This window comes from uncultured Marivita sp. (assembly GCF_947488135.1).
Taxonomy (GTDB): Bacteria; Pseudomonadota; Alphaproteobacteria; order Rhodobacterales; family Rhodobacteraceae; genus Marivita.
Genome location: NZ_CANKYW010000004.1, coordinates 245119 through 267196, shown reverse-complemented (window position 1 = coordinate 267196; position 22078 = coordinate 245119). Strand labels below are relative to the sequence as shown.

The 22078-nt window shown below is 61.8% G+C and carries 23 protein-coding genes and 1 tRNA gene; 10 read left to right on the top strand and 14 right to left on the bottom strand.

The window, feature by feature from the left end; all coding sequences use genetic code 11:
* Positions 1-16: 16 nt before the first annotated feature.
* A complete protein-coding gene (locus Q1B16_RS13875) occupies positions 17-157 on the top strand; it encodes a hypothetical protein (RefSeq protein ID WP_299789713.1) in 141 nt (46 codons plus the stop codon).
* Here the strand turns inward: Q1B16_RS13875 and Q1B16_RS13870 are convergent.
* From Q1B16_RS13870 to Q1B16_RS13835, 8 genes are all read right to left on the bottom strand, one after another.
* Entirely contained in the window at positions 154-1233 is a 1080-nt protein-coding gene (locus Q1B16_RS13870; protein WP_299789711.1) for a 2'-deoxycytidine 5'-triphosphate deaminase, read from the bottom strand. The genes Q1B16_RS13875 and Q1B16_RS13870 overlap by 4 nt on opposite strands.
* 112 nt (positions 1234-1345) lie before the next feature.
* Positions 1346-1422 (bottom strand) — tRNA-Pro (locus tag Q1B16_RS13865).
* 71 nt (positions 1423-1493) lie between these two features.
* Positions 1494-2390, bottom strand: coding sequence for a MerR family transcriptional regulator (locus Q1B16_RS13860; RefSeq protein ID WP_299789709.1), 897 nt, complete (start codon positions 2388-2390; stop codon positions 1494-1496).
* A 3-nt stretch (positions 2391-2393) separates the two neighbouring features.
* On the bottom strand, positions 2394-2696 hold the full coding sequence (gene ihfA / locus Q1B16_RS13855) for an integration host factor subunit alpha (RefSeq protein ID WP_299789708.1): 303 nt from the start codon (positions 2694-2696) through the stop codon (positions 2394-2396).
* Positions 2697-2789: 93 nt separating this feature from the next.
* Positions 2790-3761 carry a beta-ketoacyl-ACP synthase III gene (locus Q1B16_RS13850; RefSeq protein ID WP_299789706.1) on the bottom strand — a complete coding sequence of 324 codons (972 nt, stop codon included), beginning with the start codon at positions 3759-3761 and terminating at the stop codon, positions 2790-2792.
* Positions 3758-4867, bottom strand: coding sequence for a phosphate acyltransferase PlsX (gene plsX, locus Q1B16_RS13845; protein ID WP_299789704.1), 1110 nt, complete (start codon positions 4865-4867; stop codon positions 3758-3760). Before plsX ends, Q1B16_RS13850 begins: the two co-directional genes overlap by 4 nt.
* 25 nt (positions 4868-4892) lie before the next feature.
* Positions 4893-5099, bottom strand: a complete 207-nt coding sequence (rpmF, locus tag Q1B16_RS13840; RefSeq protein WP_085630687.1) for a 50S ribosomal protein L32 — start codon at positions 5097-5099, stop codon at positions 4893-4895.
* A 166-nt stretch (positions 5100-5265) separates the two neighbouring features.
* On the bottom strand, positions 5266-5787 hold the full coding sequence (locus Q1B16_RS13835; protein WP_366140155.1) for a DUF177 domain-containing protein: 522 nt from the start codon (positions 5785-5787) through the stop codon (positions 5266-5268).
* A gap of 123 nt (positions 5788-5910) precedes the next feature.
* On the opposite strand from Q1B16_RS13835, the gene bamE reads away from it, so the two are divergent.
* From bamE to Q1B16_RS13815, 4 genes are read left to right on the top strand one after another with little or no spacing between them, the layout of a single operon-like run.
* Positions 5911-6366 carry an outer membrane protein assembly factor BamE gene (bamE, locus tag Q1B16_RS13830; protein ID WP_299789699.1) on the top strand — a complete coding sequence of 152 codons (456 nt, stop codon included), beginning with the start codon at positions 5911-5913 and terminating at the stop codon, positions 6364-6366.
* Positions 6366-7127, top strand: coding sequence for a GNAT family N-acyltransferase (locus Q1B16_RS13825; protein WP_299789695.1), 762 nt, complete (start codon positions 6366-6368; stop codon positions 7125-7127). Before bamE ends, Q1B16_RS13825 begins: the two co-directional genes overlap by 1 nt.
* Positions 7128-7175: 48 nt before the next feature.
* Positions 7176-8996 (top strand): ATP-binding cassette domain-containing protein, encoded by a 1821-nt coding sequence (locus Q1B16_RS13820; protein WP_299789692.1) that lies wholly within the window; start codon positions 7176-7178, stop codon positions 8994-8996.
* A 45-nt stretch (positions 8997-9041) separates the two neighbouring features.
* Positions 9042-10082, top strand: coding sequence for an acetoin utilization protein AcuC (locus Q1B16_RS13815; protein WP_299789689.1), 1041 nt, complete (start codon positions 9042-9044; stop codon positions 10080-10082).
* On the opposite strand, the gene Q1B16_RS13810 is transcribed toward Q1B16_RS13815, so the two are convergent.
* On the bottom strand, positions 10062-10703 hold the full coding sequence (locus tag Q1B16_RS13810) for a histidine phosphotransferase family protein (protein ID WP_299789686.1): 642 nt from the start codon (positions 10701-10703) through the stop codon (positions 10062-10064). The genes Q1B16_RS13815 and Q1B16_RS13810 overlap by 21 nt on opposite strands.
* 18 nt (positions 10704-10721) lie before the next feature.
* Between Q1B16_RS13810 and Q1B16_RS13805 the strand changes: the two genes are divergently transcribed.
* The 3 genes from Q1B16_RS13805 to Q1B16_RS13795 all read left to right on the top strand — a co-directional run bounded on the left by Q1B16_RS13805 (position 10722) and on the right by Q1B16_RS13795 (position 12626).
* Positions 10722-10904, top strand: coding sequence for a DUF3553 domain-containing protein (locus Q1B16_RS13805; RefSeq protein ID WP_299789683.1), 183 nt, complete (start codon positions 10722-10724; stop codon positions 10902-10904).
* Between the two features lie 127 nt (positions 10905-11031).
* Positions 11032-11802 (top strand): GNAT family N-acyltransferase, encoded by a 771-nt coding sequence (locus tag Q1B16_RS13800; protein WP_299789680.1) that lies wholly within the window; start codon positions 11032-11034, stop codon positions 11800-11802.
* Complete coding sequence (locus Q1B16_RS13795) at positions 11799-12626, top strand: lysophospholipid acyltransferase family protein (RefSeq protein ID WP_299789677.1); 828 nt, start codon at positions 11799-11801, stop codon at positions 12624-12626. The genes Q1B16_RS13800 and Q1B16_RS13795 overlap by 4 nt, the downstream gene beginning before the upstream one ends.
* A 763-nt stretch (positions 12627-13389) precedes the next feature.
* Here Q1B16_RS13795 and gyrA read toward each other — a convergent pair.
* Positions 13390-16086 carry a DNA gyrase subunit A gene (gene gyrA, locus Q1B16_RS13790; RefSeq protein WP_299789911.1) on the bottom strand — a complete coding sequence of 899 codons (2697 nt, stop codon included), beginning with the start codon at positions 16084-16086 and terminating at the stop codon, positions 13390-13392.
* Positions 16087-16329: 243 nt separating this feature from the next.
* Between gyrA and Q1B16_RS13785 the strand changes: the two genes are divergently transcribed.
* Positions 16330-16602 (top strand): usg protein, encoded by a 273-nt coding sequence (locus tag Q1B16_RS13785; protein ID WP_299789674.1) that lies wholly within the window; start codon positions 16330-16332, stop codon positions 16600-16602.
* Between the two features lie 261 nt (positions 16603-16863).
* Here Q1B16_RS13785 and Q1B16_RS13780 read toward each other — a convergent pair whose 3' ends face one another.
* The 4 genes from Q1B16_RS13780 to Q1B16_RS13765 all read right to left on the bottom strand — a co-directional run bounded on the left by Q1B16_RS13780 (position 16864) and on the right by Q1B16_RS13765 (position 21157).
* Positions 16864-17439: a VPLPA-CTERM sorting domain-containing protein gene (locus Q1B16_RS13780; protein ID WP_299789671.1), complete on the bottom strand. Its 576-nt coding sequence runs from the start codon at positions 17437-17439 to the stop codon at positions 16864-16866.
* Positions 17440-17732: 293 nt separating this feature from the next.
* Positions 17733-19205: a carboxypeptidase M32 gene (locus Q1B16_RS13775; RefSeq protein WP_299789668.1), complete on the bottom strand. Its 1473-nt coding sequence runs from the start codon at positions 19203-19205 to the stop codon at positions 17733-17735.
* Complete coding sequence (gene ctaA / locus Q1B16_RS13770; RefSeq protein ID WP_299789665.1) at positions 19202-20350, bottom strand: heme A synthase; 1149 nt, start codon at positions 20348-20350, stop codon at positions 19202-19204. The genes Q1B16_RS13775 and ctaA overlap by 4 nt, the downstream gene beginning before the upstream one ends.
* 63 nt (positions 20351-20413) lie before the next feature.
* Positions 20414-21157, bottom strand: coding sequence for an RNA methyltransferase (locus tag Q1B16_RS13765; RefSeq protein WP_299789662.1), 744 nt, complete (start codon positions 21155-21157; stop codon positions 20414-20416).
* 133 nt (positions 21158-21290) lie between these two features.
* On the opposite strand from Q1B16_RS13765, the gene Q1B16_RS13760 reads away from it, so the two are divergent.
* Positions 21291-21914, top strand: coding sequence for a thiamine phosphate synthase (locus Q1B16_RS13760; RefSeq protein WP_299789659.1), 624 nt, complete (start codon positions 21291-21293; stop codon positions 21912-21914).
* Positions 21915-22078: the final 164 nt, after the last annotated feature.

Below are 22078 nucleotides of genomic sequence, written 5' to 3'. Positions count from 1 at the left end.
GTGAATGGAGGACAAAATGAACCTCAACTCGATTATCAATATGGTCATGCGCACCGTGATGCGCCGTGTCGTGAACTCCGGCATCAATGCCGGGATGAACGCGGCATCGAACCTCAAGAAACCCAAGGCGAAAGCCCCGGACGACAAGAAGCGTTAGTCAGCCTTGAAGTGTTTGGACAGTTTCAAACCCTGTCCCTGATAATTTGATGCAATCCCCGCGCCATAAAGCTGGCTCGGGGATTGGTCCATTTGTTCATAGACCAATCGTCCGACGATCTGCCCATGCTCCAGAACAAAGGGCGCTTCGTGACAGCGCACCTCAAGCACACCGCGTGATCCGGTACCTCCGGCGGCGTCATGGCCGAAACCGGGATCGAAGAAACCCGCGTAATGCACGCGGAATTCCCCGACCATCGCAAGGAACGGCGCCATTTCAGCCGCGTAATCGGGCGGGATATGTACCGCCTCGCGGCTCACGAGGATGTAGAACGCATCAGGATCAAGGATGATCTGGCCGTTGCTCGTATGCAGTTCTTCCCAGAACTCGGACGGCGCGTAATGCCCCAGCTTGTCGAGGTCGATCACCCCCGTGTGCGGCTTGGCACGATAACCCACGAGGTCGCCGCTCTCGGGCTTCAGATCGACCGAGAATCCCAGACCATCACTAATGACGGCGGGACCACCGGTGACAAGCGTCTGTTCTTCGTGCAACGCGCGCAAGGTGTCGTCAGACAGGACAGATTGCCCGTTGCGGAACCGGATCTGGTTCAGCCGCATCCCCGGACGCACCAGGACGGAAAAAGAGCGGGGACATATTTCGGCGTAGAGCGGCCCGGTATAGCCCGCCGCGATGCGGTCGAACTCGGTGCCTTCATCGGTGATCGTGCGGGTCAGCAAATCCAACCGCCCGGTAGAGCTTTTGGCGTTGGCGACCGCGCTGATGCCTGCGGGCAGGTCGAGCCGTTCCATCAGCGGAACGAGGTAGACGCAGCCCTTTTCCAGAACCGCCCCCCCGTCGAGCGAGATCCGGTGCATTTCGAAATCCGCCAGACGGTCTTCGACCCGTCGCCCTTTGCCCGAAAGAAAGGACGCACGGACGCGGTAGGCCACAGTGCCAAGACGCAGATCGAGGCTCGCCGGTTGCACCTGTCCTTCGACGAAGGGCGTGTCCGATGCGATGACGCCCCGATCCATCAGGTCCGAAATCTGCTGATTGGCCAAAACGCCCGTCATACCAAGCCCCCAAAATCTGCGGTCCGCCTTGCATAGCAAGCACTTGCGCCACAGGCGAGGCGTTTTTGCCCGCCGTTTCCGGCGGGGGCGGTTTTGATAGCTATGAGATGATTGGTCGGGCTAGCAGGACTCGAACCTGCGACCTTCCGTCCCCCAGACGGACGCGCTACCAGGCTGCGCCATAGCCCGACTGCCGCCTGTCATAACGGTTTTGGATCAGGCCGCAAGCCCGAATTTCGGAATGGAAAACCCGGTGCCGATCAGCGCGCCACTTCCCGCAGACGGTCAAGAACCGGGGCGATCTGCTGCGCCAGTTCGGGCGACAGCCTGGTGATCCGCGACAGGTGGGTGAGCGTTCCCGGAACCGGCTCTTCCGGTTCTGGCTCTTGGGCAGGCGAGTCGGTTGGTGCCTCAGAATCGGCATCGGCATGGCTCTCGGCGCTGCGCTCGGCCATGGAGTGCTGGAGGAAGCCGGGAAGGGTCTCGGCTTCTTCGGGTGTGGTCTGGGATTCCGCCATTTCGGGTTCTTCGGTTGTGGTGTCACCCGCGACCAGCGCAGGCGCGTCGTCGCCATCAGACGAAACGTCTTCGATCGGCGCTGGTTCGATCGGTGCTGGTGCCGCCTCGGCGATATCCGGCTCAGCAGGGTCAAGGGGCTCCGGCGCGCCTTGCGAGGCGGTCTCGACCGGCTTCTCAACTTCGACCACCGGTTCGGCTTCTGCGGCGGGTGCCTCGGTCAAGAGATCGGGCTCAGTTTCCTCCGCGACCGCGGCGGGTTCCGGCTCTTCCTCGGGCTTGGAGAAGGGCACGACGGTATCAACCGGCTCGGACGCCACATCAGTCTGCATGTCGACGAAGGCCACATCCTCCTCTTCGTCACCCAGACTTAAGGTGCAAAGTGAGGAAACGTGTTTAGTCCCCTGTTCGCGCAACACTTTCTGCGCACCCTTGATGGTCATGCCATCTTCATGGAGCAGCTTCTTGATGCCGCCCAGAAGCCGCATATCGGCAGGGCGGTAATAGCGCCGACCACCGGCCCGTTTGACCGGTTTCACCTGTGTGAATTTGCTTTCCCAGAACCGCAACACATGGGCCGGGGTGTCCAGCCATTCAGCCACTTCGCTGATGGTGCGGAAGGCGTCGGCGGACTTGCTCATCGATCAGTCCTTGTTGCCGGCGGCGACGCGGTCTTTCATCAAATGCGATGGCCGGAAGGTCAGAACGCGGCGCGGGTTGATCGGGACCTCCTCGCCGGTTTTCGGATTGCGCCCGACACGGGCCGCCTTGTCACGAATGGAGAATGTCCCGAACGACGATATCTTGACCTGCTCACCTTCGACGAGCGCGTCCGACATATGGTTCAGAACGGCCTCGACCAGATCGGCACTTTCGTTCCGAGACAGCCCGACCTCGCGAAACACGGCTTCGCTCAGGTCCATACGCGTCAAAGTCTTTTGTCCCATTACACAAACCTCCCAGGTTCGCGTCAGCATGGGGCTTGCGATTTTCCGAGTCAATATCAATGGCTTGCGCAGGGGATTTTAGAAAGAAATCGCCTACCAGCGCAGCACAACCGCGCCCCAGGCCAATCCGCCGCCAATCGCCTCGGTGACAACGACATCCCCGCGCTTGATCTGACCGCGCTCTGCGCCGACCGAAAGCGCCAGGGGAATCGATGCTGCCGAGGTGTTGCCGTGATCCTGAACAGTGACGACGACATTGTCCATCGACAGCCCGAGTTTCTTGGCCGTGCCCTGGATAATTCGGATGTTCGCTTGATGCGGCACGATCCAGTCAACCTCGTCACTGGCGATTCCGGCCTGCGCCATCGCATCCGTCGCGGTCTGGGCCAGCTTTTCGACGGCGTGGCGGAACACTTCCTTGCCCTGCATCCGCAGAAAGCCGGTGGTCTGCGTGCTGACGCCGCCATCGACATAAAGAATATCGCGGTGCTGACCGTCCGAATTGAGATCGATGGAGAGGATACCCCGGTCGGTCTTGTCTCCAACACCGTCCTGCGCTTCGAGGATCACCGCCCCTGCGCCATCACCGAACAGCACACAGGTCGACCGATCGGTCCAGTCCATGATGCGGCTGAAGGTTTCGGCCCCGATCACCATGATCCGCTTTGCCTGACCGGCCACCATCATCGCGTTGGCCGTCGACAGCGCGTAGATGAACCCCGCGCAGACGGCTTGCACGTCGAATGCAAAGCCACGCGTCATTCCCAATGCCGATTGCACCATCGTCGCGGCCGACGGAAAGGTCAGGTCGGCGGTCGATGTGGCAAGAACAATCGCGTCAAGATCGTCCGGTTTCAGTCCCGCATTGGCAAGGGCCGCTTTCGCCGCCTCCGTGGCCAAATCCGAGGTGGTTTGCCCTTCGGCCGCGAAATGACGTCGCTCGATCCCGGACCGTGCGCGGATCCATTCGTCGGACGTATCGAGAGAGGCTTCGAATTCCGAATTCGGAACGACGCGTTCGGGCAGGTAGTGGCCCAAACCGACGACAACCGCACGTGTGGTCATTTCGGGCTCTCCTCGGAATTGCTTTCAGGGAATGTGGTGTCCGACTGGATGTCGGTGATGGACGCCAGGCGTGCCGCAAGGCGTTCGGAAAAGCCGGACTGCGCCAATTGGACCGCGAGCTGAATTGCCGCCGCGACACCGGTTTCGTCGGCAGAGCCGTGCGATTTCACAACCGTGCCGTTCAAGCCGAGAAACACACCGCCATTGACGCGGCGCGGGTCGATTTTCCGTTGCAGACGCCGCAACGATGTCACCGCCAGCAAAGAGGCGACACGGGACAGGATGGAGTAGGCGAATGCCTCCTTCAGCCGATCCCCGATCAGTGACGCGGTGCCTTCGCCCGTCTTCAACGCGACATTGCCGGTAAACCCGTCGGTCACGATCACGTCGCAGGCCTTGCCGGGAATATCGCCGCCTTCAACAAAGCCAACGAAATCGAACTGCGCCCGGTCCGCCATCTGTCCGATCAACTCATGCGCCTCTTTCAGCTCGGACCGGCCCTTGTGTTCCTCGGTGCCAACGTTGAGCAACCCGACGCGCGGGCGGTCGAGCTCAAGCCCGTTGCGGGCGTAGGACACTCCCATCAAGGCGTATTGCACAAGGTCCCGCGCGTCAGCGCGCACATCCGCGCCAACATCCAGCATGACATTGAAGCCTTGGGGATTGCGCGAGGGCCAGAGAATCGCGATGGCCGGGCGGTTTACCCCCGGCAGCTTGCGCAAACGGATCATCGACAGCGCCATGAGCGCGCCGGTGTTGCCGCAAGACACGGCGACCGTCGCCTGCTTGTCGCGCACGGCTTCGATGGCCGACCACATGGACGTGCCCTGACCATGTCGCATGATCTGGCTTGGTTTGTCCTGCATCGACACGACGCCCGAAGCATCCCGGATCTCGCAGCGCCCGGCGAGCGGTTTTTTCCGCTCGATCAGCTTTGCCAGTTTCGCTTCCGGCCCGTGGACCAGAAACCGGATGTCAGGATTCGCCTTGGCAGAACGAGACATGCCGGAGACAACTGCCTCCGGCCCCAGATCGCCGCCCATGGCGTCGATTGATAGCACAATTGGCGCAACTCCCACCTTTTTATGATCCTGCGATGAGGTCATGCGGAGGGTTTCGCCCAATCGTTACTTATGCCGCGTCTTCGTCGAGATCGATTTCGTCGGCCTGTGCGATCACTTCACGATCGGCATAGTGGCCGCAGGACGGGCACACGTGGTGCGGACGCTTGAGTTCGCCGCAGTTCGAACATTCGTTCGGGTTCGCAGCGACCAGAGCGTCATGCGCGCGACGATTGTTGCGACGCGACTTGGATACTTTGTTCTGTTGGACAGCCATGTCTCAACCTCAATTATCTATAACCTGTGGCATGCTCGCCATGCCGCGTTTCGGGTGTGTCCGGCCTCATACGGGGAAACCGGGCCGGGTGACAACCCCCACCTCGGATGAAGGCGCGAACATAGGGGCAATCGTGAAATCCGCAAGCGTTTTCTGGCGTCGCGCGTCAGGACTTTTTATCAAGCTGATCGCGCAGTCCCGCGAGCCCCGCAAAGGGCTTGGTGTCCTCATCCTTAAGCGGCGCCACACCATCCTCCGTGAACACCGCTTCCCCCAGTTCGGCATCCGAGACGCGCGGATATTGCGGCAAAGCGAGCAGCAGCGATTCGACCATCACGTCGAAGGTGGAGATGACCGTCCCGAGCGGTTCGGTGCTGGTATCCTCGGGCATTTCGATTTCGGACCCGGGTTCCGGCGCTTCGAAATAGGAGGCGGGCAGGTATTCCCGCTCCACCGCTTCGTCGATCCGCGTGGTCACCGGATCAAGCGTGACCACACAAGGCTGGACGACCGTCGCGCCCAACGCCCCGGTGAGGGTCCATCCTCGCGCGCCCGATGGCGTGATCTGACCTTCGAAGCGCAGCTTTCTGAGCGCCGAAAGCCCCAATTGGTCGGCGATAGCGGAGCGTGCATCCGCGTCGGGCTGCAAATCGAACACAGTCGGACCCCGAGTCGACAGGTCGCTCACACGAAATTCTCCGGGTTTCAGAACCTTTTGTGGCATATCTTGTGTGCACCCTTTGCTTGAACGCAGGCCCAAGGCCGTGTAATCGGGATAAAAGGCAGCGAACGCCAACGCAAGAGAGGCGCCATGCAGGGCATCAGATCGACAGTCAGGATCGGGCTTGTGACGCTCTTGTGCATTTCGCTTGCCGGATGCACGGCGCGCTACCGCACGCACGGCTATGTTCCATCCGAAGACGAATTGCAGCAGATCGTCCCCGGTGTCGACACCCGCGGCACGGTGGAGGACCTGATCGGAGTGCCCTCCACATCCGGCACGCTGAACGATTCCGGCTTCTACTATATTGAAAGCGACGTGCGCCATTACGCGTGGCAGCGCCCCGAGGTGGTGGATCGCGAGGTTCTCGCCATAACCTTCGACAGTGCGGGCGTGGTCGAGAATGTCGAACGCTACGGCTTGCAGGACGGGCAGGTCGTGCCACTCGCGCGCCGGATCACCCGCTCGGGCGATGGCGATATCAGCTTTATCCGCAAACTGTTCGGCAATATCGGCGGCATCAATGCTGCTGACTTCTTCAACTGATGATCGGAGCAGCAGCGGCGCCCCGTGTCGCTGCGACGCAGGCGCCCGTGGCCTTGAGGCTTGGCGCGTACCGCGCGACCATCAGCGCGTCTTCCGAGATCCGGCACGCGGCGCTTAGTCTGCGTGCACACGCCTTTCGCAAGGGCGCGGACGACACCGACCGCTTCGATGCGAACAGCCTGCATGGTTTGGTCGAGGACGCGCTTGGCCAGCCCCGTGTGGCGTTTCGCGTCCGGCTTATCCCGAAAGCTGCGGATCTGGACCGAAGCTACACCGGACAATTCTACGATCTGGACACGCTTTCTGCACAATCCGGACCGTTCCTCGAGCTTGGCCGGGTGTGCCAATCCGACGGTCAAACTGACGTGATGGCACTGCGTCTGGCGTGGGCAGCACTAAGTGTGATGGTGGATCAAAACGGCGTGCGGATGATGTTCGGATGCAGCTCTTTAGCTGGTGCGGACCCGGAAAAGCATGGCGCCGCATTGGCCTATCTGCGCGCACATCACATTGGTCCCCGCGATCTGCGGCCCCGTCGCCTGTCTCGGGATGCGGTCGATCTGCCGGATGGCCAAGACAACCCATGCCAGCTTCCGCACCTCCTGCGCAGCTATCTCGGTCTTGGCGGCTGGATCAGCGACCATGCCATTCGTGATCCGCAACTCGACACGCTCCACGTCTTTACCGCCCTCGACATCGACGCCATTCCGGCACCCCGCAAAACCCGTCTGCGCGCGCTGGCCCGGGCCGCGGGCGCATAGGGCACAGCCCCTCTTGACGTCCCGCGCGCCGCACCGTAGCGCGAGGCCATGGCCGTGATCCCGCTTCTTCAACTCAATGACATCTCGCTGACCTTCGGCGGCGATCCGGTGTTTCACGACCTCAGCCTCGTGGTCCAACCCGGTGATCGCGTCGCGCTTGTGGGGCGCAACGGGTCGGGGAAATCCACCCTGATGAAGGTGATGGCAGGCCTTGTCGAACCGGACACCGGCGATCGCGTCGTGCCGCCCGGCGTCAGCGTCGGCTATATGGAGCAGGACCCCGATCTCGGTCAGTTCACCACGCTGGGCGATTACGCGATGCACGGGCTCGACCCGTCCGAGCTTTACAAGGTCGAACGGGCTGGCGAGGGGCTGAAGTTCGACCCCGCGCGCCCCGTGGAAACCGCCTCCGGTGGCGAACGTCGCCGGGCCGCCCTGGCGCGACTGATGGCACAGGACCCGGAGCTGATGCTTCTCGACGAGCCGACCAACCATCTCGATATCGAAGCCATCGGCTGGCTCGAGGACGAGTTGAAGCGCACTCGCAAGGCCTTCGTGCTGATCAGCCACGACCGCCGCTTTTTGTCCGAACTCACCCGCGCGACGCTCTGGATCGACCGGGGTCAGGTGCGACGCCAGGAAAAGGGGTTCGACGCGTTCGAAGCCTGGCGCGACAAGACCTGGGAAGAGGAAGACCTCCAGCGGCACAAATTGGACCGCAAGATCAAGGCCGAAGCGCGATGGGCCGTCGAGGGCATCAGCGCCCGGCGCAAGCGCAACATGGGCCGGGTGCGCGCGCTTCAGGACCTGCGCGGCGAGCGCAGCAACATGATCAAGCGGCAGGATACCGCGGCGATGGAGCTTGCCTCGGGTCCGAAATCCGGGCGCAAGGTGATCGAGGCGACGAAGCTGAGCAAATCCTTCGGCGACACGACCATCGTGCGGGATTTCTCGTTGACCGTGCAGCGCGGCGACCGGGTGGCTTTTGTGGGGCCGAACGGGGTGGGCAAGACGACCCTCATCCGCATGCTGATGGGCGACATTGAACCCGACAGCGGCACGGTGAAACTGGGCACCAACCTTGTGCCTGCGGTGTTTGATCAGACCCGCGCGCAGTTGAACGGCGATCTGAGCCTTTGGGAAAACCTCACCGGCGATCCCGAAATGCGCGTGTCCGGCAAGGCCGATCAGATCATGGTGCGCGGCGCGCCGAAACACGTGGTGGGCTATCTCAAGGAATTCCTGTTCGACGAAGCACAGGCCCGCGCGCCGGTGCGCTCGCTTTCGGGCGGGGAAAAGGCGCGTTTGCTGCTGGCGCGGATCATGGCGCGCGAATCGAACCTTTTGGTGCTGGACGAGCCGACAAACGATCTTGATGTCGAAACGCTGGACCTCTTGCAGGATCTGTTGGGCGAATACGACGGGACAGTCCTCCTGATCAGCCACGACCGCGATTTCCTCGACCGGGTTGCGACCACGACCGTCGCGATGGAGGGCAGGGGCCGCGCCACGGTCTATGCCGGCGGTTGGAGCGATTATCGTGCCCAAAATGGCGATGCCGACCCCAAGTCGGACCCGGCCAAACCCGCGCCGAAACAAACGCAAACGACGCAGGCGACCCCTGCGTCGAAACAAAAATCGGGCCTGAGCTTTACCGAGAAGCACAAGCTCGAGGAACTGCCCGGCGAGATCGACCGGCTGACCGCCGAGATTGCCAAACTGGAGCAGTTGATGGCGGATCCGGATCTCTTCGCCCGCGAACCGGTGAAATTCAAGAAGGCCTCCGAAGCGCTCGTGGCCCGGCAAGCGGCGCTGGCCGAGGCCGAAGACCTGTGGCTGGAGCTGTCGGAAAAGGCCGAGGCCGGGTGATACGTACATCTGGCGCGAGACCGGCCACGCTCTAGATCGGATGCAATGACCGACCCCATTTTCATCGGCGCCCGCATCTATCGCGGATCGAGCTACGGCCCGCATCACCCGCTGTCGATCCCGCGTGTGCCGACGGTGACGGATCTGTGCCGCAGCCTGGGATGGTTGCCCGACACCCGGTATCGCACCAGCCCTTGCGCCAAACCTGCGGCGCTCACCGGGTTCCACACCACCGCCTATATCGACGCGCTCCAACGGGCCGAGGCGACGCAGGCCGCCGATCCCGCCTTCGAGCTGGGCACGCTCTCGAACCCCGTCTTTCCCGAGGTCTACCGGCGTCCAGCCACGGCGGCGGGGGGCGGGCTTCTGGCGGCCGAGCATGTGAGGAACGGTGGCGTCGCCTTTAATCCGGGGGGTGGCACCCATCACGGCCTGCCGGACCGCGCCAATGGGTTCTGTTACATTAACGAACCGGTATTAACGATCCGCAGGCTGCTCTCGATGGGACTGACGCGCATCGCCTATGTCGATATCGACGCGCATCATTGCGATGGGGTCGCGGTTGCCTTTCATGGCTCGGACGCGGTGCAGATGATTTCGGTCCACGAGGACCGTCGATGGCCGTTCACCGGTGCCCTGGACGATGATGCCGGGGGGGCGGCCATCAACATCCCGGTGCCGCGCCAGGCTCCGGACGCGATTTACCTGCAATGCGGCGCGGATGCAGTGACCGAGGATCCGCTCTCACGTCTCACATTGTCGAACCGCTGTCATGTCGCAGCAGTGCGCGCCTTGCGGCCGCTGTCCCCACGCCTGATCGTCTCGGGCGGCGGTGGGTATAACCCTTGGAGCGTCGGGCGCGCGTGGTCCTGCATCTGGGCGACTCTGGCGGGTCAGGAGATCCCCGACCGCCTGCCAGACACCGCATCGGGGATCCTGCGCGATCTGACATGGGCGCGAAAGGCACAACCGACCGAGGCGCTCATGACGACGCTGCTCGACCCGCCGCGCCCCGGTCCGATCTCGGACCAGGTGCGCGCTGCGGTGAACACGCTTAAGGCGCGATCATCCGTCATTGGCGGGTAGGGTAAGCCGCAGCCGCACAAGACCCTCGTCGACGATCTGTTGCGGCCGGATGTCATGGTCCTGACACAGCCGGGCCAAAAGCGCGAACTGGACATCAGCGGGTCGGAGATCGGGAATTGGCACGATGCCGGACACAAGCATGTCCCAAAGCGGCTGATCTGCGCGCACCGTGTCGGACCGCCCTTCAACCACGAGCGCACCATCCTGCATGTCGACCATCAGAACCCCGCCCTGTGGCAAGGCCATTTCAAGGCAAAGCACCGCCAGATAGGCAAGCTGCACCACGTTACGACCGACATCCGTTTCGATCGACCACTCGGTGCGATAGCGGGTTCCCTCGAAATGATCGGCCAGGGTTTTCTGCGCTTCGCGAACCGGGATCGGGCGGGCATCGTCGGCACTGCCGAAGGCAATCCGGAAAAACCGGATGCGCGCCGTGGCATTGTCACAGCTTTGCTGGATCAACGACATTTCCGGCCCGTCCGGGGAGGCACCCCCCATACCAACCAGTTCCAATCCATTGGAAATTGCACCAATAGGGTTGATGAGATCGTGGCAGATGCGCGATCCGATCAATGCTGCCAGTGAAGCCCCGTCCCGATGCACTATATCCTCCATCATACAACCAGGAGCCCGCTCATGTCCGACCTCAACGGCCTATTGGAACCCGGATCGCTGGTGCGCCATCCGGATGAACCGGATTGGGGCATCGGCCAGGTCCAATCGAATATCGGCGACCGGATCACCGTGAATTTCCGCGAAGTCGGCAAGGTGGTGATCGATGGGTCTCGCATCGGACTTATCCCTGTCTTTGACGAGTAAACATCGCAACCAACGGTTGATAAAGTCTTAATTCTGAACGGTATCCCCGTTTTTTCGATCACCCCGACGCCGTTGCGCGTCACCGGGACGCGCAGTAAGGTAACGCCGAACCAGCGTGGTGGCCCCAATGCTTCAAAGCGCGACCCCCTTTCAGGTGTCCCTGGCCCGGTCGGAGGCCGAGATCCGCGCGGCGCAGCGGTTGCGCTACGATGTGTTCGTCACGGAATTTGGCAGCGACGGTGACGGGGTCGACCACGAAAACCGGCTCGAAACGGATGCCTTCGATGCGCATGCCGACCATCTGCTGCTCCGCGACACGCGTCTGACCTCCGGCGCGACGGATCAGATAGTCGGGGTCTACCGGCTTATGACGCAGACCCAAGCGGATCGGGCGGGCGAATTTTATTCGGCGTCGGAATTCGACCTGACGCCGCTTGAAACCAGCGGCCTGCGCCTTCTGGAATTGGGCCGCAGTTGTCTGCACCCGGATTATCGTGGCGGTGCGGCTCTCATGGCGTTGTGGCGCGGGGTGGCGGAGTACGTGTCGGATCGCGGTATCGAGCTTCTCTTTGGCACGGCCAGCTTTCGCGGGACCGACGCCGCAGCCTTGCAACATCCGATTTCCGACCTGCATCGCCGGTTCCTCGCGCCGCCAGACCTGCGCGTCACATCCCGAATGAAGCGGGATATCGCGCTTCTGCCCGCCGACCGGATCGACCGCAAGCGCGCCATGCGTGACACGCCGGCGCTGATCAAATCCTACCTCAAGCTGGGCGGATTCATCGGGCAGGGCGTCTATGTCGATCACGCCTTCAACAGTGTCGATGTCTGCGTGATCCTCAAAGCATCAGACCTCGATCCTTCCCTCTTGCAGTTCCCCGACCGGCGGGCCGCATGAGCCCTACCTGGGACAGCGACGAGCCTTCGGTTTCGGCACCTGTCTCACCGATGGGATGGGTCCGGGTCGCGGCACGGGGCACCGTGTTGGGGATCGTCGTGTTCGGGGGGCTTGGCGTACTGCTGCTCCTACGACTATTTGAACGGCCGATCTTCGGCACCGATCGTCCGGTCACGCCGTACATCACCCAATCGGTCTGTCGCGCGGCGCTGGTCATCATGGGGATTGCCGTTCTCGTGCGCGGGCCCCGCATGAAAGTGCCGGGCGCAGTGGTGGCCAATCACGGGTCCTGGATCGACATCTTCGCGCTGAACGCCCGCAAGAACGTCTATTTCGTTTCAAAATCCGAGGTCGCGTCCTGGCCCGGGATCGGCTGGCTGGCGCGCGCGACGGGCACGGTGTTCATCCAGCGCGATCCGCGCGACGTCAGAAACCAGATCGCGACGTTCGAGGAACGGCTCCAGCACGGGCACCGCCTGTTGTTCTTTCCCGAAGGCACGTCGACCGACACAATGCGGGTGCTTCCGTTCAAGCCGACACTCTTTGCGCCGTTCTTTTCGGACAAGCTGATGCACGACATGCATATCCAGCCCGTGACCGTGATTTATCATCCGCCCGAAGGCGTAGATCCGCGCTTTTACGGCTGGTGGGGCGACATGGGGTTTGCCGACCACCTCATCAAGGTGCTGGCACAGCGGCGGCAGGGTAAGGTGGAACTGGTGTATCACCCGCCGGTACGCGTCGATGACTTTCCCAACCGGAAGTCTCTGGCGAGTCACCTCGAACATCAAGTGCGCTCGGAGCATAGTCGGCTGGCGGAGTGACGGAGATGACCCGCGCCTTGCTCGCGGACTGGCGGAGCAACCCCCAAAGGCCGAAACCGATAAACCCGATCTGGATCAGAAAGGCCCCCAAGTTGAACGCTCCGACGAGGCTGACAAGCACCAGGATGGCCGCGACGATCTTGCTGGCCGAGTAGGCCGATCCGTTGCCACAGGTGCGGCCCGACTGAACCAGAGCGAAGCCGCCGACATAGATGACGGACCCAAGCACACCGCTCGCTTGCAGAAGATCGGGATAGGCGCGCATGAGGTCGAGGAAATCGGACATAAAAACTCCGGAAATCGGCCCGACCACCTTCGCGCCGGGGATCGGGCCACTGTTCTGAAAAGCTGCACCGAGGCTGAATGGGGAACAGCCCCGGCGCGATGTTAAAAGGACTACCTAAAACGTTACCAACATTAGAAATTTACCGGCAGCATGCGTCAGAGGGAGGCTCCGACGGGTCCGACCTGGAAGAATACAAGGCCGAGCCAAACATGCTGCCTTTTACTTGTTTCTACTCGTCACTTAATGCGCTCGACGCTCGGTGAGCGCGCCCTTGGGATATCCGAACCACGTCCGTTTTTCCCGTGAATTAGGTGTGAAACCGCGGCTACTGGAAATTCCCGCCCCGTGTCAGGGCGGGTTCGCGGGGCATGAAATGCGATACCCAGCCCTCACGAGAAACGGCGCCGAGGATGCCCGGCGCCGTTCAAATATTTCATCCGATCAGTGACCTAACGAAGTCACCTCACGCAAAGTGGTCTATTCCTCGGCCCCGGCGTCTTCGTCGCCCTGATCCGCGATCCAGGCGACCGAGACCACCTCTTCGTCCGCGCCGGTGTTGAACACCTTGACTCCGCCCGCGCTGCGCGACCGGAACGAGATCCCGTCCACCGGAACCCGAATGGACTGCCCCTTCGATGTCGCAAGCATGATCTGGTCATCCATCTCGACAGGGAAGGACGCCACGATAGCGCCGCCGCGCATGGCCTTGTCGATGGCCTGCACGCCTTGGCCACCACGTCCGCGCACCGGGTAGTCGTGACTGGACGACAGCTTGCCCGCACCCTTGGCGGTGATCGTCAGGATCAGGTTCTCTGCCGCCGACATTTCGGCATAGCGTTCCTGCGTGATCGAACCGGGTGCGGTCGCGTCCTCGTCATCCTCGATCTCGGCATCATCGGCCAGACCCGCCACCGCGCGGCGCATCTTGAGATAGGCGGCCCGTTCCGCTGGATCGGCCTCGAAATGGCGGATCACGGCCATGCTGACCACGCGATCTCCGTTATTTAGGCGAATGCCCCTGACACCGGTGGACTTGCGCCCCTTGAAGACCCGCACGGCCGTGGTCGGGAAGCGGATCGCACGGCCAGAGTCGGTCACGAGCATCACGTCATCTTCTTCCGACGCGATCCGCGCGTTGACTAGTTCGACACCCTCGGGCAGGTCCATCGCGATCTTGCCGTTGCGCATCACGTTGGTGAAATCCGAAAGCGCATTGCGGCGCACGTCCCCCGCCGTGGTGGCGAATACGATCTGGAGATCGTCCCAATCGCTTTCGTCCCGGTCCACCGGCATGATCGCGGCGATGGACACACCCGTCGGGATCGGCAGGATGTTGACGATGGCCTTGCCCTTGGAGGTGCGTCCCCCTTGCGGCAAGCGCCAGGTCTTGAGCTTGTAGACCATGCCTTCGGTCGTGAAGAACAGAAGCTGCGTATGGGTGTTCGCCACGAAAAGCGTGGTGACGACGTCGTCATCTTTGGTCGACATGCCCGACAGGCCCTTGCCACCGCGTTTTTGCGCGCGGAAATCGGCGAGCGGCGTGCGCTTGATATAGCCGGACTGCGTGACCGTCACGACCATGTCCTCGCGCTCGATCAGGTCCTCGTCTTCCATGTCGCCCGACCAGTCGACGATCTCGGTCCGGCGCGGCACCGCGAACAGTTCGCGCACCTCGCGCAGTTCATCAGAGATGATCCCCATGATCCGGTCGCGACTGCCAAGAATCTCCAGGTATTCCCGGATTTTGCCGGCCAGCTCTTCCAATTCGTCGGTGACTTCCTTGACCCCGATCTGGGTCAGGCGTTGCAGCCGCAGTTCCAGAATGGCGCGCGCCTGTGCCTCGGAGAGGTTATAGGTGCCGTCCTCGTTTGCGGTGTGGGTCGGATCGTCGATCAGCTTGATATAGGGCAGGATTTCGGCGGCGGGCCAGCGCCGGGTCATCAGCCGTTCCCGCGCTTCGCCCGCATCCGCCGACGACCGGATCGTCGCAACGATCTCGTCGATATTCGTAACCGCCACGGCCAGACCGCACAGGATATGGCTGCGTTCGCGGGCCTTGCGCAACAGGTGCGCCGTGCGGCGCGCGACCACGTCCTCGCGGAAGTCGATGAAGGCGGTCAGGAACTTGCGCAGGGTCAACTGCTCGGGCCGACCACCGTTCAGCGCCAGCATGTTGCAGCCAAACGAGGTCTGCATCGGCGTGAAGCGGAAGAGTTGGTTCAGCACCACCTCTGCCGTCGCATCGCGCTTGAGCTCCACCACCACGCGCACGCCATTGCGGTCGGATTCGTCCTGCACATGGGCGATGCCCTCGATCCGCTTTTCGCGCGCGGCTTCGGCGATACGTTCGATCATCGTCGCCTTGTTTACCTGATAGGGGATCTCGTCGATGACGATTGCCCAGCGGTCCTTGCGGATCTCCTCGACCCGCGTCTTGGCGCGGATGATGACGCTGCCGCGCCCCTCAAGATACGCTTTGCGCGCGCCGGACCGGCCCAACATGATCCCGCCCGTGGGAAAATCGGGGCCGGGGACGTATTCGATCAACTGCTCGGAACTCAGATCCGGCTCTTCGATCAGGGCGAGCGTGGCATCTACCACTTCACCGAGATTGTGCGGCGGGATGTTCGTCGCCATGCCGACGGCAATCCCGCCCGCACCATTGACGAGCATGTTCGGGAACCGCGCGGGCAGGACCGTCGGTTCGCGATCCTTACCGTCATAGTTGTCCTGAAAATCGACGGTTTCCTTGTCGATATCGGCCAGCAGATAGGCGGCGGGCTTGTCCATCCGCACTTCGGTATAACGCATGGCCGCCGCGTTATCGCCGTCCATCGAGCCGAAATTGCCCTGACCGTCCAGCAGCGGCAGCGACATGGAGAAATCCTGCGCCATCCGCACCAGCGCGTCGTAGATCGCGCTGTCGCCATGCGGGTGATACTTACCCATCACGTCGCCCACCGGGCGGGCGGATTTGCGATAGGGTTTGTCGTGCCCGTTGTTGGATTCATGCATCGCGTACAGGATGCGCCGGTGCACCGGTTTCAGGCCATCGCGAAGATCGGGAATCGCCCGGCTCACGATCACGCTCATGGCGTAATCGAGATACGAGGTCTTCATCTCCTCGGTGATCGACACCTGCGGCCCGGTGTATTTGGGGCGTTCAGGCGGCATATCTTCTGTGTTATCAGGAGTTTCTGGCGTGTCGCTCACGTGGATAGCCTGCTGTCTGTATTTCTATATTTTGTTGAGCAACTGTATATCAGAGACAGGATGTAGGCCGCAATCCACTTGACCAATTTAGTGGCAGCCGTGCTTTGGCACTCAAGCGCCCTTCTGGCTAACACACTGTTTTTATTGAAAAGCAACGAATCCGTGGCAAACTCTTTGGTACAATAAAAAACGTATGAGGTTTGCATGACCGAGATGAGTGAAACCGAGTTGATGCTCCGCGGATACGGGCTGACCACGGCGCAACTGTTTTACCGCATGCCCGATTACAGGAATGTGCTCAACACCTTCGTCTGGCAGGAATACGACCTGGCGCCGGACCACCCCAAACTGTTCGAATTCATCGAATTCTGGCAGGACACGATCGAAGGCCCTTTGCACTCGGTGCAGTACACGCACCGCAAGCTGCTGTCTTCGGGCGAGTGGCAGCAGGTGGTGGGGGAATTCAAACTGCACTAAGTCCGATAGGCGTTAAAACCATCTTACGATCTGTTTGCGGGCAATCGGTAACCTTGTCTTGGCGAAGCTTTCCGCTCCGGCGTGTGCGGATCTGTATTTTTTAGAACGCCGAAATCTGTTGTAGCAGTGGGACCAAAGACCGTTTTTCTTTGGCCTTCGCAATAATTGGGGAATTGCGAAAGATCCAACCTGTTCGTGTCGGCAGAATTGATAACGGCGGCCACTCAGGACCGCCGCCGTTTTCCAATCAACCTGACACCTTTATTGATTCAGCCTTCTACGGCGTCGACCAACGAAAGCAAGCGCACCGAACCCTGAAAACAACATCCATCCAGCAGCGGGTAGCGGCACGGGCGTCAACTCGGAAGGTGCCGTGAAATTGGAGATGGATAAGGTCGTTGAGCCTAAAATCCCATCAAATGTCCTAATACCAAATCCGATAATGTCACCTGCATTGACCTGCGCGCTGTAGCTGTTACCGGATGTACAACTATTGGCCAAAACCGACGATCCATTGTTGTAAACAAGGGCGCTAGCCCAACCGCAATCGTTGCCACCGTAGTCCCAGTCAAACGAGAACGTTCCGGTGCCAAGAGCAACGGTGGTGAATGAAGCAATCGCTCCGCCGAACCCGCTATTCGGTTCGATCACAACGATGCTGGAGGGTGCGCCGGTTGTATTGACGGACCCGCCGAAAGACGCCGACACTGTCCAGTTCGACACATCGTACCCATCAGCGAAAGAACTGATAGGCGCTGCTTTGACTTCGCTGCCAAAGAACGCAACAGCCAAGGAAACAGCAGCCGAAATTGTCCCCATTCGTAAAAATTTACTCATTTTGCACATGTAAAGCACCTACGCTTTTATTTACGACACTCAAAACACGGGCCGTCTCTAGCTGAGAGGTAGCAATAAGCTTCCTATGGATCAAGTCGAATGTTCAGGCTGACCAGTGGGTTAGCCGTTCAAGCCTAAGCTGGATGAGAGAGCGGATCTCGGCGCCACTGGAAACCAGTTCGCCGGAGCGTCATTTGGTCAAAACGTTCATAACTGCTACTTCGTTTGTCACTATCGACACGATTGAATATTGCGCCTCACAAATGCACGGCGGTGTCATGTCTAAAAATCCACTACACCCCGTAAATCTCTCCGAACTTCGCCTCGAGATACTCCAACAACGGCGCTTCAGACGGGGCAGACCCGCAGGCCCGCTCGATCACGTCGCGCGGCTCATAAAGCCCGCCATGCCGTTGCAGGTTGTCCCGCAGCCATCCGGTCGCCGCAGAGGTATCACCCGCCGCCAATTGTGCATCGAGATCCGGCACCGCCTTGCGCAGCGCCTCGTGCAGGCACCCGGCATAGACATTGCCCAGCGAATAGGTGGCGAAGTAGCCGAACAAACCAACGGACCAATGCACGTCCTGCAACACGCCGTTCGACGGCTTGTCGACCGGATAGCCGAAATCCGCCTCGAACCGAGTGTTCCAAGCCTCTTCGAGATCAGCGACATCCAATGACCCGTCGATCAGCTTGCGCTCGAGGTCGAACCGAAGAAGAACGTGCAGGTTATACTGCACCTCGTCCGATTCCGTGCGGATAAAGCCTTTGTGTACCCGGTTCACGGTGCCGTAGAATGCCTCAGGATCGGCGATCCCGAACTCTCCGAACGCATCGACCATCTGCCCATGCAGCCAGCCGGTAAACGCCCGCGACCGGCCCAACTGGTTCTCGTAGATCCGGCTCTGGCTTTCATGCACACCCATCGACACACCGCGCCCGAGGGGTGTCAGCAGGTAAGCCTGGTCGATATTCTGCTCGTAGGCGGCATGACCGACCTCGTGGATCGTCGAATAGATGCAGTTGAACGGATCGACCGGGTTCGTCCGTGTCGTAATCCGCACGTCATTGCCCGACCCGGAGCTGAACGGATGCACCGCCTTGTCGACGCGCCCGCGGCTCATGTCGTAGCCAAAGACCTTGGCGATCTGGCGCGACAGCTTCATCTGCGCGCTTTCGTCGAAAGCTCCCGTCAAGGCCGCCGGGGCAGGGGCGCCCAGCACCTTGTCCCGCAACGCCACGAGGCGGGGCCGCAGCGCACCGAACATCGCATCCAGTTCGGCCGCCGTCGCCCCCGGCTCGTAATCCTGCAACAGCGCGTCATAGGGGTCGCCCCCATCCGCCAGTGCCGCGCCTTCCTGGCGCCGCAAGTCCAGAACCCGCTCCAGCGTCGGCGCAAAGGCCGCGAAGTCGTCATTGGCGCGCGCCTCGGCCCAGACGCCCTGTGCGACAGAGGTGGTCCGCGCCAGTTCCGCGGCGAGGTCCGCAGGCACCTTTGACGCCCTGTCAAAGCTGCGCCGGATATGGCGCAGGTTGGCTTTGGCCTCTTCATCCTTCGGCTTGGCCGCCTCCAGCCACTCACCCACGCGCGGGTCCATGCGACGGGCATGCAGCACCGACTCGATCGCCCCCATTTCCTCGCCCCGTTGGGCGGCGGCACCGCGCGGCATCGTCGTTTCCTGGTCCCAGCCCAAGCGGCCCGCGATCTGGCTCAGCGCCTCGGTTTCGCGCGTGAAGGCCATCAGGTCGTCATAGGCGGTGGTCATGCTGTCGCTCCTCGAATGGATTGTTGAACGGGATAGCCCGCCCCGAACCGCGCGCGCAGGATCAATACCCACAGGATCACGGCCCCGATCTGGTGAGTGATGGCGATCTGCCAAGGTGCCATGTAAAGCACGGTCACGATGCCCAGCGCCATCTGGATCCACAGCATCGCGAAAACCGCGTTGAAGCGAAAGCGCGTATCGGCATTGGGCGACTTGCGGGCGCGCAGCCAGACGACGATCCCGAAGGCCAGAAGCAGGTAGCCCGCGATGCGGTGCATGAACTGAACGAGACCTGCGTTTTCGAAGAAGTTGCGCCAGACAGGTTCCAATTCAAACGGGAAGGGCGGCAGGAAGGCCCCGGCCATCAGCGGCCAGTCATTATAGGTGCGCCCCGCATCGATCCCCGCCACGAGCGCGCCCAGCAGGATTTGCAGAAAGGTGAAGTGCAAAAGGCCGGTGCCGAGACCGAACAGCTTGGCTTCCCGCGACCGGCGCGCCTGCATCAGATCGCGCTCCTCGCGGCCCAACTCGAAGACATACCACGCGATGAAGCCTAGGATGACGAAGGCCAATCCAAGATGCGTGGCCAACCTGTAGGACGCCACGTCGAGCATCTCGCCAGTCAGGCCCGAAGCCACCATCCACCAACCGATCGCGCCCTGGATGCCGCCCAGCACGCCGATGAAGAACAGCCGCCCGGTCCAACCCGTCGGAATCTTCTTCGTCACCAGGAAGCCGAGAAAGCCCAGCGCCCAGACAAGCCCGATCACCCGGCCCAGTTGCCGGTGGCCCCATTCCCACCAATAGATGAACTGAAACTCGGCGAGGCTCATGCCACGGTTCTGCAACTGGTATTCCGGGATCGCGCGATAAAGGTCGAATTCCCTTTGCCAGTCCTCTGCGTTCAAGGGCGGCAAGGCCCCTGTGATGGGCCGCCACTCGGTGATCGAGAGCCCGCTGTCGGTCAACCGCGTCAGACCGCCCACGGCGATCATCACCATGACCAGCGCGAAAAGCACCATCAACCAGATGCGGATCGCCCCGCGCGCACCACGTTTGCCCGCATCGATCATGCCGCCCTTGGGGGCCTCCTTGCGCGGTGTCTCTGCACCGACCTCTTCAAAGATGCTGCGTTTGCTGCTCATTCACGGGGTCTCCTTCTTGGCCGAGACACTAGGCTTGGGGCAGGGGCGCTTCAAGGCGCGTGCCTAGCCCTTGTCCTTCCAGCGCACCATTTGCCGCAGCATCCCGTGCAGCATCTGCACATCGGCGCGGGTCAGCGGCATCCGGCTCCACATGTTGCGCAGGTTGCGTTTCATGTGGTCCGCCTTGGTCGCCGGAAAAAAGAACCCGGCCTCGTCCAGCATGCCTTCGTAATGACCGGCCAGCTTGTCCACCTCGATCGCGTTGGCCCAATCGGTGCCCGCCATCTCAGTCATCTGGGGCGCGGTATCCACGGTCTGGCGTCGCCACTCGTACCCCGTCAGCAGCACACATTGAGCGAGATTGAGCGACGGAAACTCTGGGTTCACCGGGACCGAGATGATGGCATTCGCCAGCGCGATATCGTCGTTCTCGAGCCCCGCGCGCTCCGGGCCGAACAGCACCGCCACCTTTTGACCGCCCGCGATCTTCTCCCGCGCCACCTCCATCGCGCGTTCGGGCGTCATCACCGGTTTGGTCATGTCCCGCTGCCGCGCCGTGGTCGCAAAGACATAGGAACAATCCGCCACCGCATCGACCGTGCGCTCCACCAGAACCGCATCATCGAGCAGACGACCGGCACCCGACGCCATCGCCACAGCCTTCTGGTTCGGCCAGCCGTCGCGTGGGCTCACCAGCCGCATCCGCTCCAGCCCGAAGTTCAGCATCGCACGAGCAGCAGCCCCGATATTCTCACCCATCTGCGGGCGTACCAGAACGAAAGCGGGCTGTGGCGTGTCGCTTGGCATGAGGGACTCTCCGGAAATCCAAGGGCTCGCGCCTGACTATTGTGGGTTGGATCAAAGGGCAAGCGGTGCAAGCCCTTGGCGCGCTGCATGAAATCACGGTATAGGGTGGCGACCACCACGGAAGGGGCCGAAGATGTCCGACGCAGAGCAGCCGCAGATCTACCTGATCACACCACCCGAGATCGAACTCAGCCATTTCCCCACCGATCTGGCGCGCGTTCTCGACGCGACCGACATCGCTTGCATCCGTCTTTCGCTGGCCACCCGCGACGAAGACCTGATCTTGCGCGCCGCCGACGCCGTGCGTGAGGTGGCGCACCGGTTCGACGTGGCATTGGTGATCGACACCCACGTGGTTCTGGCCCAGCGCCTGGGTCTCGACGGGGTGCACCTGACCGACGGCGCGCGCTCGGTCCGCATGGCGCGCAAGGAACTAGGGGCCGATGCCATCGTGGGGGCCTATTGCGGCCAGCTGCGCCATGACGGCATGACCGCGGGCGAGGCGGGCGCCGACTATGTCAGCTTCGGGCCGGTGGGCGAAACCGCCCTGGGCGACGGATCCCGCGCCGAGGCAGAGCTGTTCCAGTGGTGGTCCGAGATGATCGAGATCCCGGTTGTGGCCGAGGGCGGGTTGGACGCCGAAGTCGTCCGAACCCTGACCCCGACCACCGATTTCTTCGGCATCGGGGAAGAGATCTGGCGGACAGAGGATCCGGTAGCAGCGCTCAGGGATTTGACCGCAGCGATGGCTGGTTGACCGGGTAAGGGGGCTGTCTGCCCCCTCGGCGCGTTCCGCGCCTCACCCCCGAAGGTATTTTCTGCCCAAAGAAACCCCAAAGACGCGCGCGTTGGCTTCTTTGGGCGACAAATACCTCGGGGGAGTCGCCCTTGGGCGACGGGGGCAGCGCCCCCAGGCTGCAT

Coding starts and splice junctions, on each gene's coding strand:
- Q1B16_RS13825 (WP_299789695.1), top strand. CDS start 6,366: ATGATCGGAGCAGCAGCGGCGCCCCGTGTCGCTGCGACGCAGGCGCCC.
- Q1B16_RS13820 (WP_299789692.1), top strand. CDS start 7,176: ATGGCCGTGATCCCGCTTCTTCAACTCAATGACATCTCGCTGACCTTC.
- gyrA (WP_299789911.1), bottom strand. CDS start 16,086: ATGCCGCCTGAACGCCCCAAATACACCGGGCCGCAGGTGTCGATCACC.
- Q1B16_RS13760 (WP_299789659.1), top strand. CDS start 21,291: ATGTCCGACGCAGAGCAGCCGCAGATCTACCTGATCACACCACCCGAG.
- Q1B16_RS13860 (WP_299789709.1), bottom strand. CDS start 2,390: ATGAGCAAGTCCGCCGACGCCTTCCGCACCATCAGCGAAGTGGCTGAA.
- Q1B16_RS13870 (WP_299789711.1), bottom strand. CDS start 1,233: ATGACGGGCGTTTTGGCCAATCAGCAGATTTCGGACCTGATGGATCGG.
- Q1B16_RS13765 (WP_299789662.1), bottom strand. CDS start 21,157: ATGCCAAGCGACACGCCACAGCCCGCTTTCGTTCTGGTACGCCCGCAG.
- Q1B16_RS13785 (WP_299789674.1), top strand. CDS start 16,330: ATGACCGAGATGAGTGAAACCGAGTTGATGCTCCGCGGATACGGGCTG.
- Q1B16_RS13810 (WP_299789686.1), bottom strand. CDS start 10,703: ATGATGGAGGATATAGTGCATCGGGACGGGGCTTCACTGGCAGCATTG.
- Q1B16_RS13800 (WP_299789680.1), top strand. CDS start 11,032: ATGCTTCAAAGCGCGACCCCCTTTCAGGTGTCCCTGGCCCGGTCGGAG.
- ihfA (WP_299789708.1), bottom strand. CDS start 2,696: ATGGGACAAAAGACTTTGACGCGTATGGACCTGAGCGAAGCCGTGTTT.
- Q1B16_RS13875 (WP_299789713.1), top strand. CDS start 17: ATGAACCTCAACTCGATTATCAATATGGTCATGCGCACCGTGATGCGC.
- Q1B16_RS13805 (WP_299789683.1), top strand. CDS start 10,722: ATGTCCGACCTCAACGGCCTATTGGAACCCGGATCGCTGGTGCGCCAT.
- bamE (WP_299789699.1), top strand. CDS start 5,911: ATGCAGGGCATCAGATCGACAGTCAGGATCGGGCTTGTGACGCTCTTG.
- plsX (WP_299789704.1), bottom strand. CDS start 4,867: ATGACCTCATCGCAGGATCATAAAAAGGTGGGAGTTGCGCCAATTGTG.
- Q1B16_RS13775 (WP_299789668.1), bottom strand. CDS start 19,205: ATGACCACCGCCTATGACGACCTGATGGCCTTCACGCGCGAAACCGAG.
- Q1B16_RS13780 (WP_299789671.1), bottom strand. CDS start 17,439: ATGAGTAAATTTTTACGAATGGGGACAATTTCGGCTGCTGTTTCCTTG.
- Q1B16_RS13815 (WP_299789689.1), top strand. CDS start 9,042: ATGACCGACCCCATTTTCATCGGCGCCCGCATCTATCGCGGATCGAGC.
- Q1B16_RS13850 (WP_299789706.1), bottom strand. CDS start 3,761: ATGACCACACGTGCGGTTGTCGTCGGTTTGGGCCACTACCTGCCCGAA.
- ctaA (WP_299789665.1), bottom strand. CDS start 20,350: ATGAGCAGCAAACGCAGCATCTTTGAAGAGGTCGGTGCAGAGACACCG.
- rpmF (WP_085630687.1), bottom strand. CDS start 5,099: ATGGCTGTCCAACAGAACAAAGTATCCAAGTCGCGTCGCAACAATCGT.
- Q1B16_RS13795 (WP_299789677.1), top strand. CDS start 11,799: ATGAGCCCTACCTGGGACAGCGACGAGCCTTCGGTTTCGGCACCTGTC.